Origin of the sequence: Pseudomonas sp. BTN1 (genome assembly GCF_001907715.1) — a bacterium.
GTDB lineage: Bacteria > Pseudomonadota > Gammaproteobacteria > Pseudomonadales > Pseudomonadaceae > Aquipseudomonas > Aquipseudomonas paracarnis.
Genome location: NZ_MPBM01000077.1, coordinates 133633 through 147340, shown reverse-complemented (window position 1 = coordinate 147340; position 13708 = coordinate 133633). Strand labels below are relative to the sequence as shown.

Here is a 13708-nt window from a genome sequence, read left to right as displayed (position 1 = left end):
AGCAGTGTCGAGGATGGAAGCAACCACCCGAGGTTTTTCTGGATATTTATACAGTAAGGTATCGCTGGCCCCGGACGCCTTGCAGCGCCTAGACTTTGTCGGTCTTCAGCACAGGAATAGCCCGTGACCTCGATTTTCTGGTACGACTATGAAACCACCGGCATCAACCCGCGCAACGATCGCCCGCTCCAGGTAGCCGGTATCCGCACCGACCTTGAGCTCAATGAGGTCGGTGCGCCGATCAACCTTTATTGCCAGCCCAGCGACGATATCCTGCCTCATCCGGCAGCGTGTGCGATCACGGGTATTACGCCGAGTATCCTCGCTGAGAAGGGCCTTGCCGAAGCCGATTTCATGACTCGGGTGCACGCCGAATTGGCCGCGCCAGGTACCTGCGGCGCCGGCTACAACACCCTGCGATTCGACGATGAAATGACGCGCTACAGTCTGTACCGCAATTTTTTCGACCCCTATGCGCGCGAGTGGCAGGGCGGCAACAGTCGCTGGGACTTGATCGATGTGATGCGCACCGCCTACGCCCTGCGGCCGGAGGGCATCAACTGGCCCGAGCAGGAAGGGCGCGTGACCCTCAAGCTCGAACGCTTGACAGAGGCCAACGGCATAGACCACGGCCAGGCCCATGACGCGTTGTCGGATGTGCGTGCAACCATCGCCCTGGCGCGGTTGGTCCGGGAGAAACAACCGAAGTTATATGAATGGTTGTTTCAACTGCGCAGTAAACAACGGGTCATGGATCAGGTGCGGTTGCTGCAACCGATGGTGCATATCTCCGGGCGTTTCTCCGCCGAACGCCATTACCTGGGCGTGGTCTTGCCCCTGGCCTGGCACCCACGCAATCGCAATGCCTTGATCGTCTGTGACCTGGGGCTCGATCCACAAGGGCTGTTGGACCTGGATGCGGCGACCCTGCGCCAGCGTCTTTACACGCGCCGCGATGAGCTGGCCGAAGGTGAGCTGCCGGTTCCGCTCAAGCTACTGCATATCAACCGCTGCCCGGTGGTTGCGCCGTTGAAGGTGCTGCGCCCGCAAGATCTTGAGCGCCTGCAACTGGATAAGGAGGCTTGCCTCGCGCGGGCGCTGCGACTAACTGACGCACAGGAAGTTTGGCGGGACAAGTTAGCGGCCATTTATGCCGAGGAAGACTTTGCGTCGAACGCGGACCCGGAGCAGCAGCTCTACGAGGGTTTTATTGGTGATCGTGACCGCCGTTTATGTGAGCAAGTTCGCATGGCAGAGCCCGCGCAATTAGCCCGTCAGCAGTGGCCGTTCGATGATCATCGTTTGCCGGAATTATTATTTCGCTACCGGGCGCGTAACTTTCCTGAAACCTTGAACAATGACGAGCAACAACGCTGGAAACTTTTCTGTCAGCAACGTTTGTCGGAGGCGCAGTGGGGGGCGCCGAATACCCTGTTGGCATTTAAGCAGGCGCGTGAGGAGTTGGCGGTTAGTGCTACATCGTTTCAGTGCCAGGTGCTGGCGCAATGGCAGGACTATGTGGATTCATTAGCGGCGCGCTTGAGTCTGTAAGCGCATAACTACAGAATATTCAGACAATAAAAAACGCCAGCAAGCTGGCGTTTTTCATGTGTGACGTATCGGGTGAACGTCCGACCGGGCTTAGCCCAGCAGGGTTGCCCAACCTTCAACTACGTCACCGCCCCACTTGGCTTTCCACTCTTTCAGAGTTTTGTGGTTGCCACCTTTGGTTTCAATCACTTCGCCGTTGTGTGGGTTTTTGTATTGCTTGACCTTGCGAGCACGCTTGGTGCCGGTAGTTTTCACAGCGCCGCGCGGTGCTTTAACTTTCGACTCTGGATCCAGCAGCGCGATGATGTCACGCAGGGATTTGGAGTATTCACCCATCAGGGTGCGCAATTTGCCTTCGAATTCCAGCTCGGTTTTCAGCTTGTCGTCTTCGGACAGGTTCTTCAAACGGGCTTGCAGCTCTTTGATAGCTTCTTCGGTGGCGCGGTATTCGTTGATCAGTGACATGTGGACTACCTTATGTAGAACGCTGATTGACAGGGTGAGTGGCCTAATAATAGTCAGGCAATTTCATCAAGTAAACATTTAAGACGTTATTCAGGTGAATGACATTGAATGTGTGTGAGAAAACCTGGCCGATGAGTTAATTAGTCAGCGTTAAGCGCAAAGATAATCGCGTTAATTTTTTGCTACTGACCTCAGCATGCCGTTGTACCGTCATATAGCGGTGGTAAAACCTTACACGGTTAAGGGGTGTTACCACGGCCATGCCTCAAGATAAGGTGCAAGGGAATACTGCAGTTTTTCTGCGTAATCGCTAGAATAGCGGCCTTTGTGAAGTTCTGGAGTTTTCCCCTAATGCGCACTTTTCGGCTGGTGATTGCTTGCCCGGACCGGGTTGGCATCGTTGCCAAGGTCAGTAACTTTCTGGCTTCCCATAATGGGTGGATCACCGAGGCGAGCCATCACTCGGACGATCTCAGTGGTTGGTTTTTCATGCGTCACGAAATCCGTGCCGATACGCTGCCCTTTGGCCTGGAAGCATTCCGCGAGGCGTTTGCGCCGATTGCCGAAGAGTTTTCGATGACCTGGCACATCACCGATACAGAGCAGAAGAAACGCGTGGTGCTGATGGCCAGCCGCGAATCCCACTGCCTGGCAGACCTGCTGCACCGCTGGCACAGCGACGAACTCGATTGCGAGATTGCTTGCGTGATCTCCAACCACGATGACCTGCGCAGCATGGTCGAATGGCATGGCATCCCTTATTACCATGTGCCGGTCAACCCACAGGACAAGGAACCGGCATTTGCCGAGGTGTCGCGTCTGGTCAAGCAGCATGATGCGGATGTAGTGGTGCTGGCGCGCTACATGCAAATCCTGCCACCGGAACTGTGCCGCGAATACGCTGGCAAGGTGATCAACATCCACCACAGCTTCTTGCCGTCCTTTGTCGGTGCCAAGCCGTATCACCAGGCTTCCCTGCGTGGCGTGAAGCTGATTGGTGCAACCTGCCACTACGTGACCGAAGAGCTGGACGCCGGCCCGATCATCGAGCAGGACGTGGTGCGCGTCAGCCACAGCGACAGTATTGAAGACATGGTGCGCTTCGGCCGTGACGTCGAGAAGATGGTGCTGGCCCGTGGCCTGCGCTATCACTTGGAAGATCGCGTGTTGGTGCACGGCAACAAGACCGTGGTCTTCTGACCCGGCGATTGTGATTGAAAGACACCGGGGCCTGGAGGTAAAACTCTCCAGGCCCTTTTTTATTTCTGTTTCAGGAGATTCCCATGAGCGACCCGCTGGATAAAGCCACCTCACGGGCGCCTGCTACCTTGGGCGAGGGCTGTTTGAGTCGTTACGACCCGGACGCGCTGGATGCCGAGGATGGTACTGATTTTCCAGGCGCGGCGCGTTTATGGGAGCAGACACAGGCGCAGGACCAGCCGCCTGCCGCCCCTGAAAAAGACGCTTGAGCAGCGGTTTGCCGACCATCAATAGAAACACTGGCGCACCGGCCAGCAAATAGAAGTAGTAGGTCACCGCGCGCCAGATCAGAATTGCCGCAGCCGCTGTGTATGTGCCCACCATGGGCGCCAGCAGTGCCGCTGACGTCAATTCCGCAGCGCCGGCCCCACCAGGCGCCAGGCTGAACTGCCCCGCAGTCAGGGATAACATCTGGATCAGAAAGCTCCAGGCCCACTGTACCTCGCCCCCCAACCCGCGCAGCGCCAGGTACAGCACGCTGTAACGCAGCAGCCAATGCAGGCTGGTCAGCGCAAAGACCCCAAGCAAGGTGCTCCGGGGTAGTTTCAGGGTGGCGCTGAACGCCGCAAGAAAACGCAGCAACCGGCGTGCCCAGCGTCGGCGGGTGGTAGCACTGACCTTCATGGCCTTGAGTGCCAAACCCGCCAGGCGAATCAGCCGCCGGTGAACATGCACCACGGCCCAGCCACTGATTACCCCACCCACCATCGACACGGCGCTGAGCCCCAGCAACCACTCCAGACGCGGGCTGAGGCTATGGAACAGCGCATACAGCAAGATCCCTACCAGTGCGCAGAGAAAAAACACCAGGTCGCTCAACTGGTCCATGGCGAACACCGCGCTGCCATGGGCGGGGCGGATACCGTTGCGCGCCAGCAGGGCCATCAGGGTCAACGGCCCGCCGCTGCCGCCGGGAGTTGCACACATGGCGAATTCAGTGGATATCACCACGCCAAGGCTTTTGAGCGGCCCTAACTGGCCGCGATGCTCGCCAAGCAACAGGCGGATGCGCAGGCTGTTGATCAGCCAGCAGCCGATGATCATGGCGAACATCCCCAGTAACTGGGGCAACGGAAACTGGCGCAGGCGCGCAATGCTTTCGCCGCCGCCCAGCCACAATGGAATCACCAGCGCCACCAAGAGCGCCAACACTAACCAGATCAGTCGGCCCATGGCTGCGTCGCCAGCCAGGCGGCCTTGGTTTGGGGGACGCGCCCCGCGTTGAGCAGGCGTTGCAGGGTGTCTAGCCAATAATCGCGGGAAAACCTGTGGCGCATGTCCACCGGATGCAAACCCAGTCGGATCAGCGGGGCGGCCTGCCATCGCTGTTCACGGCGATCAGTGAGGATTTTGGACAATCCCCGGCGCCATGCACTGCGGGCGCTCCACACCAGGCCAGGGGCGTTGATAGGCGTGAAGTCCGGTAGGCGATAAAAATGTTGTGGGTCGCTGGTGTAGCTCAGCGGCAACTGGCGCAATGCCTGCCGGGTGCCATCGCTCATCAACCAGGCTGGCGCAACAAAGCCATGCAGCGGCCAGCCATTGCGCTGGAATACCTCAATGCCGGCGGTCAACCGCCGCAACGCCTCGGCTTCGGACAGCTGGTAAAACTCGCCTTCGTGGGTATAGATGCGTCGCATAAACCATTCTTTTGGCGTACGCGGCCGAGGTTGGTCGTCACAATGGTAATAACCATGCAAGGTGAGTTCATCGCCCTTGGCGACACGGCTATCGAGCAGGCGCCGAAAATCGCGGTGGGCGGCTAGGTCGTCATGGTGATGGAAGTCCGGCACCACCAGCCAAGTGATGGGCACGTCGCCCAGTGCATCGACGGCCTCGACGAAGGGCCGGTAGTCGGCCCAGGTGTGCGGTGCCACGTCGTGCAGTACCAGCATCAGCGCGCGCTCAGCCATGGGCGAGCATCGGTTCATGGCTGCCCAGCACGGCGCAGTAATGCCCCAGCAGGCTGTCGACTACTGTGTCCCACGCATAATGCTGCTCGACATGGCGCCGAGCCTGAGCACCCAGGCGTCGGCTGTCGGTACTGAACAACTCGCGCACCGCATCGGCCATGGCCTTGGGGTTGTTTGGCGCACACAGCACGCCACAACGCTCGTCGATAATCTCGGTAAAGGCCCCGGCCGCCACGGCGACCACTGGAATACCGCAGGCCATGGCTTCCAGGATCACCAGGCCGAAGGTCTCCTGGTCGCCACCATGCAGTAAGGCGTCGGCGCTGGCCATCAGCCGAGCGACATGTTGGGCGGGCCGGAATCCGTCAATCACGGTGACATTGTCTGGCACGCTGGCCGGCATGCCGGAGCCCACCAACAGCAAGTGGTAGCCTTCCCCCAGGCGTTTCATGCAGTTGAGCAGCACCGGCAGGTTTTTCTCCTTGGAGCCGCGCCCGGCGAAGATCAGTAGTCGAGTGTCTTCGCCAATCCCCAGTTCGGCGCGCAGGCCGGGGTCACGTACCTCAGGGGTGAAGGTTTGCAGGTCTACACCCAGGGGTTGCACGAAGACATTTCTGACGCCAAGCCCGGTGAGCTTGTCGGCCATTACCTGGCTGGGGGCGAGCACTCGGTCGAAATTCCCATAGAGTTTGCGCACATAGGCTTCAACATTGGGGGTAAACCAAGGCCCCATGCGATTGCTCACCAGCAGTGGCAGGTCGGAGTGGTAAAAGCCGATGACTGGCACATCCAATTGGCGTCGGGCATCCAGTGCGGCCCAGGCGGTCAGGTAAGGGTCGCCAACTTCGATCAGGTCAGGCTGTAAATCGTGCAGGACATTTCGCCAAGGCGCCAAACGAAGGGGGAAGCGATAGCCTTTGCCGAAGGGCAGGGCGGGCGCCGGTACTTTGAAGATGCCGTCCTGCTCGCTCAAGTGTGCACCGGGTATCAACAGGCTGTGGCGAATGCCCGGCTTGAGCGCCAGACGCCGGTGCTTGGCGTCAAGGTAAGTGCGTACGCCACCGCTGGCCGGGGCGTAGAACATGGTTATGTCAGCGATATGCACGATGAACATCCCTCCGATCCATTGCTCTCCCTAGATGGACCTGAGGTAAGGATAGATGTTCGATTGGGATTGGTGTGTTATGCCGGTCTGTTAAACGCAGGTCCCCTGTGGGAGCGGGCTTGCTCGCGAAAGCGGTGAATCAGTCAGTACATCTTCAACTGATAGACTGCTTTCGCGAGCAAGCCCGCTCCCACATTAGATCGCATTGCGTTCGCTGTAATGGTCGGTATTGCCCCTCAGATCCGGAAGCTGCCCACCAATTGCTTCAAACGCGAGGCCTGTTGTTCCAGGTCCGAGCAGGCGCGCAAGGTCGATTGCAGGTTTTCCACCCCTTCCTGGTTGAGGGTGTTGATCTCGGTGATGTCCATATTGATCGACTCCACCACCGAGGTCTGTTCTTCAGTGGCGGTGGCGACCGACTGGTTCATACCGTCGATCTCGCCAATGCGCTGGGTCACGCTGTTCAGGCGCTCGCCGGCCAGGTTGGCGATTTCCACGCTGTCCAGGCTGTGGCGTTGGCTTTCGCTCATGGTAGTCACCGAGTCCCGGGCGCCCACCTGTAGCTCTTCGATCATCGTCTGCACCTGTTGCGCCGACTCCTGAGTGCGATGAGCGAGGTTGCGCACTTCATCGGCCACGACCGCAAAGCCACGCCCGGCTTCCCCGGCGCGCGCCGCTTCGATCGCCGCATTGAGCGCCAGCAGGTTGGTTTGCTGGGAAATGCTGGTGATCACTTCAAGGATCTGGCCAATATTCACCGTTTTGCTGTTAAGTGCTTCGATATTGGTGCTTGAGGTGCTGATCATGCTGGATAACTGCGTCATCGCCTTGATATTGCGTTCAACCACCTGCTGGCCGTCTTCGGCCAAGTGCCTGGCATCGCTGGCCTGACTGGAGGCTTGGGCGGCGTTGCGTGCGATCTCCTGGGCCGCGGCCCCCAGTTGGTTGATGGCGGCGGCGACGCTGTTAGTGCGGTTGGCCTGTTCGTCGGAGTTGACCATCGACGAGTTGGAGGCGCTGACCACCCGCAGGGCCACTTCATTGACGTGCTCGGTGGCTGAAGACACTTCGCGAATCGAGGTATGAATGCGCTCGACGAAGCGGTTGAAAGCATTGCCCAGGGTGCCGAATTCATCATTGTTCTGGATGGTCAGGCGGCGGGTCAGGTCGCCTTCACCGTCGGCAATGTCCTGCATGGCTCGGGTCATCAGGTGCAAAGGTTGCAGCAAGACGCGGATGAGCATGCCGAGCAGGGCGATGATGATCACCACCGCGATGATCGTTGCGATCACCGCCGAGGTGCGAAACTCACTGAGCATGGCGAAAGACTTGTCTTTATCCACCGAAACGCCCAGGTACCAGTTCACCGAGGGCAGGCCCTTGATCGGTGTGAACGTCACGATATTGGTCTTGCCGTTGGCTTGCACTTCGCTGAAATCGCCGCTGATCTTCGGCGTGTCTTTTGGATAAACGTCCGCCAGGGTCTTCATCACCAGGGCTTTATCCGGGTGCACCAGCACTTTGCCGTCGGCGCTGACCAGGAACGCATAACCCATGCCGCCAAAATCCAGCGCGCCAATGTTGTCCACCAGGGTCTGCAGGCTCAGGTCGCCGCCGACTACGCCGATGCTCTGGCCACCCTTGGCGCTGGGCGTGGCGACAGAAATGATCAGTTGCCCGGTCGCCGCGTCGATATAGGGTTCGGTCAGGGTTGAACCGTTGCTGGCCTGGGCGCCCTTGTACCAGGGGCGAACACGCGGATCGAAGCCGTCGGGCATCTTGGTGTCAGGACGAATGGTGAAGGTGCCCTGGCTGTCACCGACGTAGGTGGCCATGAATGACGAGGTCAGCGCTTTCTGTTCCAGCAGGCTGGCGACCACGCTTTGTTCAGGGTTGATGGCGATGTTCTGTGCGGCGTTTTCCACCAGGGCGATACGCCCGGTGAGCCAGGTCTGGATGTTGCTGGCGGTGACGTCGCCCATCTCATGCAGGTAGTTATTGAGGTCGTCACGAATCGCGTTGCGCTGCAGGTAGTCGTTGTAGAGGGTAAACAACGCGAAAGCGGCGATGACGATAAGGGAGGCTGCAAGCAGGATCTTGTGGCTGAAGCGCAGATTTTTGTTCATGGCTTGAAGGGTCCGCTAAGGTCTTAATATCCGAGGCGCATCCTATGCGGGAGGCGCAAAATGGCAGCGTCAAAAAAGGTGTGGTATTTCTGGTGATAGCTCCGTTGGTCCATATCGGAATTATCTGACCGTTTTTTAGTCTTTGTCGGGCTTACATCCGTCTATATCGACCTCGCGGCACTAAAGATTAACCATAGGTGACGAAATGCCTGACTCCACACAACTGCTTATCGGTGCTGGCCTTGACGGCCTGCCCATCGCCCAGTCCATGCGCCTGGCCAACCGTCATGGGTTGATCGCTGGCGCCACGGGCACCGGCAAGACCGTCACCTTGCAGCGCCTGGCGGAAGCCTTCAGTGATGCGGGTGTGGCGGTGTTCGCTGCCGACATCAAAGGCGACCTCTGCGGCCTGGGCGCCGCCGCCAACCCCCAGGGCAAAGTGGCCGAGCGCATCGCCGGTATGCCCTTCCTTAATTACACGGCCCAGGCGTACCCGGTCACCCTGTGGGATATCCACGGCCAATCCGGTCATCCGTTGCGCACCACCATCAGTGAAATGGGCCCGCTCTTGCTCGGCAGCCTGTTGGAGCTCACCGACAGCCAGCAATCGGCGCTCTATGCGGCGTTCAAAGTGGCCGACCGCGAAGGCCTGTTGCTGCTGGACCTCAAGGACCTCAAGGCACTGCTCAATCACCTGCGCTATCACCCGGAACTACTGGGCGAAGACGCCGCCTTGATGACCACCGGTTCCAGCCAGGCCTTGTTGCGGCGTCTGGCAGTGCTGGAGCAGCAGGGCGCCGAAGCCCTGTTTGGCGAGCCGGCCCTGCAATTGGAGGATATTTTGCAGCCCGCCAGTGATGGGCGTGGGCGCATCCACCTGCTGGACGCCAGCCGCCTGGTGCATGAAGCGCCGAAGGTCTACGCGACCTTCCTGTTGTGGCTGCTGGCAGAGTTGTTCGAACAATTGCCGGAACGCGGCGATGCCGACAAACCGTTGCTGGCGTTGTTTTTCGATGAAGCGCACTTGTTGTTCGCCGATACGCCAAAAGCCTTGCAGGAGCGCCTGGAGCAGGTAGTGCGCCTGATCCGGTCCAAAGGCGTCGGCGTGTATTTCGTCACCCAATCGCCGGGCGACTTGCCGGATACGGTGCTGGCGCAACTGGGCCTGCGCATCCAGCACGGTTTGCGCGCGTTCACTGCCAAAGAACAGAAGTCCCTGCGAGCGGTGGCGGACGGTTTTCGTCCCAACCCGACATTCGATACCTTGTCGGTGCTTACAGAGTTGGGCACTGGTGAGGCCTTGGTGGGAACCTTGCAGGAAAAGGGCACGCCGGAAGTCGTCCAGCGCGTACTGGTTGCTCCTCCGCAATCGCGGATCGGGCCGCTCACCGAAGCCGAACGTAAAGCGTTGGTTGCCAGCTCGCCGCTGTTGGGGCGCTATGACAAGCCGGTGGATCGTGAGTCTGCCTATGAAGTGCTGATGGCCCGCAAGGAGCTTGGGCCTGCCGAGCAGGCTGCTCCGGCCGCCGAAGAGCCGAGCTTTACCGACAGGGCCGGTGCCTTCCTGGGGACCACGGCGGGCAAGGCGTTGAAGTCAGCCATGCAGCAGGCCGCCAATCAGATGGGGCGCCAGTTGGTACGTGGTCTGCTGGGTTCGTTATTGGGCGGCAGCAAACGCAAATAACGTTTCAGGCTTTGGGCCGGGCATGGGCGGCCAGCCGTTCCAGGGCGGCGCGCAAGCCCGGGTCGTTGATCCCTTCGGCGGTGGCCTGAAGGGTTTCGGCGGCCGTTTCCGACAGGTCCAGGGTATGCCCCACTGCGCCTTGCGGCACGGTGGGTGGCTGTACCTTGAACTGAATGCGCGTCAAGCCGGCGAATTCTTCAAACGCCATCAACTGGCGCTGCAAGCGTTTTTGCTGATAACGCAAGCGCGTGGCCCAATGACCATCGGTGACGATTAATAGCAGATTGCCTTCTCGCCAGGACGCCACATGACAGTGCTCACGTGCGGCAGGTTGCAGCTGGCTTTCCAGCAGGCGTTGCAAATGGCCCAGGCGTTTGGCATGGCCAAAGATGGCTTTCAACGGCTTGGCTTCGCGAAGCAACACGCCGGGCGCGCGGGCTGTAAGAGGGCGAAATGCCATGTTTAGACACCTTAGGTAACAGAGCGGTTATCTTAACAGAAAGCGCCGGTACACCCCGCGGCCGTGCCTCGGCTGGGCTTTGCCCATGAAATCAATAAGTAACTTCTGCGCTCCATGGGTTGAAGTTCGCGCAAAAGCCCTTATTTTAAACAGGCCCTCTCACAGCGCCGTGCCTGCCTCGGGGAACAACGCCACTTTCCTCACCCACGATTCCGGGTAGAATGCGCGTTCGCAATGCGGCCGTGAGGGCTGCTCGGGCCACTCACGGTGCGCCCTCCATCCCTATGTGTGGAAGAACCTGCCGATATGTTTGCGCCTTTGTTAAAGAAACTTTTTGGAAGCAAGAATGAGCGCGAAGTCAAACGCATGCTCAAGACGGTGCAGCTGGTCAATGCCTTCGAAGAGCAGATGGTTGCTCTGTCGGACGAGCAATTGCGCGCCAAGACCCAAGAGTTCAAGGCCCGCATAGCCAAAGGTGAAACCCTCGACAAGCTGCTGCCCGAAGCCTTTGCGGTCGCCCGTGAAGCCGGTAAGCGCGTCATGGGCATGCGCCACTTCGACGTCCAGTTGATCGGCGGCATGACCTTGCATGAAGGCATGATTGCCGAAATGCGCACCGGTGAAGGCAAGACCCTGGTGGCAACCCTGGGCGTTTACCTCAACGCACTGTCCGGCAAGGGCGTGCACGTTGTGACGGTGAACGACTACCTGGCTCGCCGGGACGCCAACTGGATGCGCCCGCTGTATGAATTCCTCGGCCTGACCGTCGGCGTGGTAACGCCGTTCCAGCCGCCGGAAGAGAAGCGCGCCGCGTACGCCTGCGACATCACCTACGGTACCAACAACGAATTCGGTTTCGACTACCTGCGCGACAACATGGCGTTCAGCATGGATGAAAAATTCCAGCGTGAACTCAACTTTGCCGTGATCGACGAAGTCGACTCCATCCTCATCGACGAAGCCCGTACCCCGCTGATCATCTCCGGCCAGGCCGAAGACAGCTCGCGCCTGTACACCGAGATCAACAAGTTGATCCCGCGTCTTGAGCAGCACATCGAGGAGGTGGAAGGCGTGGTGACCAAAGAAGGTCACTTCACCATCGACGAGAAGACCCGCCAGGTCGAACTCAACGAAGCCGGTCACCAGTTTGTCGAAGAGATGCTGACCCAGATCGGCGAATTGGCCGAAGGTGAAAGCCTGTACTCGGCGCACAACCTGGGCCTGTTGACCCACGTGTACGCTGGCCTGCGCGCCCACAAGCTGTTCCACCGCAACGTCGAGTACATCGTGCAGGACGGCCAGGTGGTACTGGTTGACGAACACACCGGTCGTACCATGCCCGGTCGTCGTCTGTCCGAAGGCCTGCACCAGGCCATCGAAGCCAAGGAACACCTCAACATCCAAGCCGAAAGCCAGACGTTGGCGTCCACCACTTTCCAGAACTACTTCCGTCTGTACAACAAGCTGTCCGGCATGACCGGTACGGCCGACACCGAAGCGTTCGAATTCCACCAGATCTACAACCTGGCCGTGATGGTCATCCCGCCGAACAAGCCGTTGGCGCGTAAAGACTACAACGACCTGGTGTTCCTGACCGCCGAAGAGAAATACGCGGCGATCATCAATGACATCAAGGATGGCATGGCCAAGGGCCGTCCGATCCTGGTGGGTACCGCCACCATCGAGACCTCCGAGCACGTGTCCAACCTGCTCAACAAGGAAGGTATCGAGCACAAGGTACTGAACGCCAAGTTCCACGAAAAAGAAGCCGAGATCATTGCCCAGGCCGGTCGCCCAGGCGCATTGACCATCGCCACCAACATGGCCGGTCGTGGTACCGACATCCTGCTGGGCGGCAACTGGGAAGTGGAAGTGGCCTCGCTCGACAACCCGACGCCTGAGCAGATCGCCCAGATCAAGGCCGACTGGCAGAAGCGTCACCAGGCTGTGCTGGAATCCGGTGGCTTGCAGGTGATCGCGTCCGAGCGTCACGAATCGCGCCGTATCGACAACCAGCTGCGTGGCCGTGCCGGTCGCCAGGGTGACGCCGGTTCCAGCCGTTTCTACCTGTCGCTGGAAGACAGCCTGATGCGTATCTTCGCGTCGGACCGGGTGAAGAACTTCATGAAAGCCCTGGGCATGCAGTCCGGTGAGGCGATCGAGCACCGCATGGTGACCAACGCCATCGAGAAGGCCCAGCGCAAAGTAGAAGGCCGTAACTTCGACATTCGTAAGCAACTGCTTGAGTTCGACGACGTCAACAACGAACAGCGTAAAGTGATTTATCACATGCGTAACACGTTGCTGGCCGCCGACAACATTGGCGAGACCATCGCTGATTTCCGTCAGGACGTGCTCAACGCCACTGTCAGCGCCCACATCCCGCCACAGTCCCTGCCTGAGCAGTGGGATGTTGCCGGCCTGGAAGCGGCATTGAAGAGCGACTTCGGTGTGGACTTGCCGGTTCAGCAATGGCTGGACGAAGACGATCACCTGTACGAAGAAACCCTGCGCGAAAAACTGATGGCCGAGCTGCTGGCGGCGTACAACGAGAAAGAAGAGCAAGCGAGTGCCGAAGCACTGCGCACCTTCGAAAAACAGATCGTATTGCGCGTGCTGGATGATCTGTGGAAAGACCACCTGTCGACCATGGACCACCTGCGTCACGGTATCCACCTGCGTGGCTACGCCCAGAAGAACCCGAAGCAGGAGTACAAGCGCGAGTCGTTCACGCTGTTCTCCGAATTGCTGGATTCGATCAAGCGCGATTCGATCCGCGTGCTGTCCCACGTTCAGGTGCGTCGCGAAGACCCGATCGAGGAAGAAGCACGCCTGCGTCAGGAAGCCGAAGCACTGGCGGCGCGCATGCAGTTCCAGCATGACGAAGCGCCGGGCCTGGATGAGCCTGAAGCATTGGGTGAAGAGGTCGATGTGGCCCTGGCCCAGACCCCGGTTCGCAATGACCAGAAGCTGGGCCGCAACGAGCTGTGCTACTGCGGTTCGGGCAAGAAATTCAAACACTGCCACGGCCAGATCGAATAAGATTTTCGCCTGACGCTGCAACACCCCGCGCCGCGACCGGCCTTTGCCGTCGCGGCGTTTTGCCATTAATTCCCACCGTCGATAGCGACGGCACAGACATCA

General features: G+C 59.3%; 10 protein-coding genes and 1 pseudogene. 4 read left to right on the top strand and 7 right to left on the bottom strand.

Translation table 11 applies throughout. The features are described 5' to 3' along the window. Positions 1-123: 123 nt before the first annotated feature. On the top strand, positions 124-1551 hold the full coding sequence (gene sbcB / locus BMH52_RS28230) for an exodeoxyribonuclease I (protein ID WP_019821233.1): 1428 nt from the start codon (positions 124-126) through the stop codon (positions 1549-1551). 90 nt (positions 1552-1641) lie between these two features. Here sbcB and mvaT read toward each other — a convergent pair whose 3' ends face one another. Continuing rightward, positions 1642-2016: a histone-like nucleoid-structuring protein MvaT gene (gene mvaT / locus BMH52_RS28225; protein ID WP_019821235.1), complete on the bottom strand. Its 375-nt coding sequence runs from the start codon at positions 2014-2016 to the stop codon at positions 1642-1644. A 351-nt stretch (positions 2017-2367) separates the two neighbouring features. On the opposite strand from mvaT, the gene purU reads away from it, so the two are divergent. Further along, positions 2368-3216, top strand: coding sequence for a formyltetrahydrofolate deformylase (purU, locus tag BMH52_RS28220; protein ID WP_019821236.1), 849 nt, complete (start codon positions 2368-2370; stop codon positions 3214-3216). Between the two features lie 123 nt (positions 3217-3339). On the opposite strand, the gene BMH52_RS28215 is transcribed toward purU, so the two are convergent. The 5 genes and pseudogenes from BMH52_RS28215 to BMH52_RS30080 form a co-directional block, all read right to left on the bottom strand. Further along, complete coding sequence (locus BMH52_RS28215) at positions 3340-4449, bottom strand: lysylphosphatidylglycerol synthase transmembrane domain-containing protein (protein ID WP_073845706.1); 1110 nt, start codon at positions 4447-4449, stop codon at positions 3340-3342. Next, a complete protein-coding gene (locus tag BMH52_RS28210) occupies positions 4437-5189 on the bottom strand; it encodes a DUF2334 domain-containing protein (RefSeq protein WP_014719731.1) in 753 nt (250 codons plus the stop codon). The genes BMH52_RS28215 and BMH52_RS28210 overlap by 13 nt, the downstream gene beginning before the upstream one ends. Continuing rightward, positions 5182-6303, bottom strand: a complete 1122-nt coding sequence (locus BMH52_RS28205) for a glycosyltransferase family 1 protein (protein ID WP_014719730.1) — start codon at positions 6301-6303, stop codon at positions 5182-5184. Before BMH52_RS28205 ends, BMH52_RS28210 begins: the two co-directional genes overlap by 8 nt. Before the next feature lie 227 nt (positions 6304-6530). After that, on the bottom strand, positions 6531-7295 hold the full coding sequence (locus BMH52_RS30085; protein WP_370694806.1) for a methyl-accepting chemotaxis protein: 765 nt from the start codon (positions 7293-7295) through the stop codon (positions 6531-6533). A 93-nt stretch (positions 7296-7388) separates the two neighbouring features. After that, positions 7389-8420: pseudogene (locus tag BMH52_RS30080) on the bottom strand (cache domain-containing protein); the annotation flags it as partial. 205 nt (positions 8421-8625) lie between these two features. Between BMH52_RS30080 and BMH52_RS28195 the strand changes: the two are divergent. After that, positions 8626-10104 carry a helicase HerA-like domain-containing protein gene (locus BMH52_RS28195; protein ID WP_014719728.1) on the top strand — a complete coding sequence of 493 codons (1479 nt, stop codon included), beginning with the start codon at positions 8626-8628 and terminating at the stop codon, positions 10102-10104. Between the two features lie 4 nt (positions 10105-10108). Here BMH52_RS28195 and BMH52_RS28190 read toward each other — a convergent pair whose 3' ends face one another. Continuing rightward, positions 10109-10564 carry a DUF721 domain-containing protein gene (locus BMH52_RS28190; RefSeq protein ID WP_019821244.1) on the bottom strand — a complete coding sequence of 152 codons (456 nt, stop codon included), beginning with the start codon at positions 10562-10564 and terminating at the stop codon, positions 10109-10111. A 306-nt stretch (positions 10565-10870) separates the two neighbouring features. On the opposite strand from BMH52_RS28190, the gene secA reads away from it, so the two are divergent. Continuing rightward, positions 10871-13606 carry a preprotein translocase subunit SecA gene (gene secA / locus BMH52_RS28185; RefSeq protein ID WP_014719726.1) on the top strand — a complete coding sequence of 912 codons (2736 nt, stop codon included), beginning with the start codon at positions 10871-10873 and terminating at the stop codon, positions 13604-13606. Positions 13607-13708 lie beyond the last annotated feature (102 nt).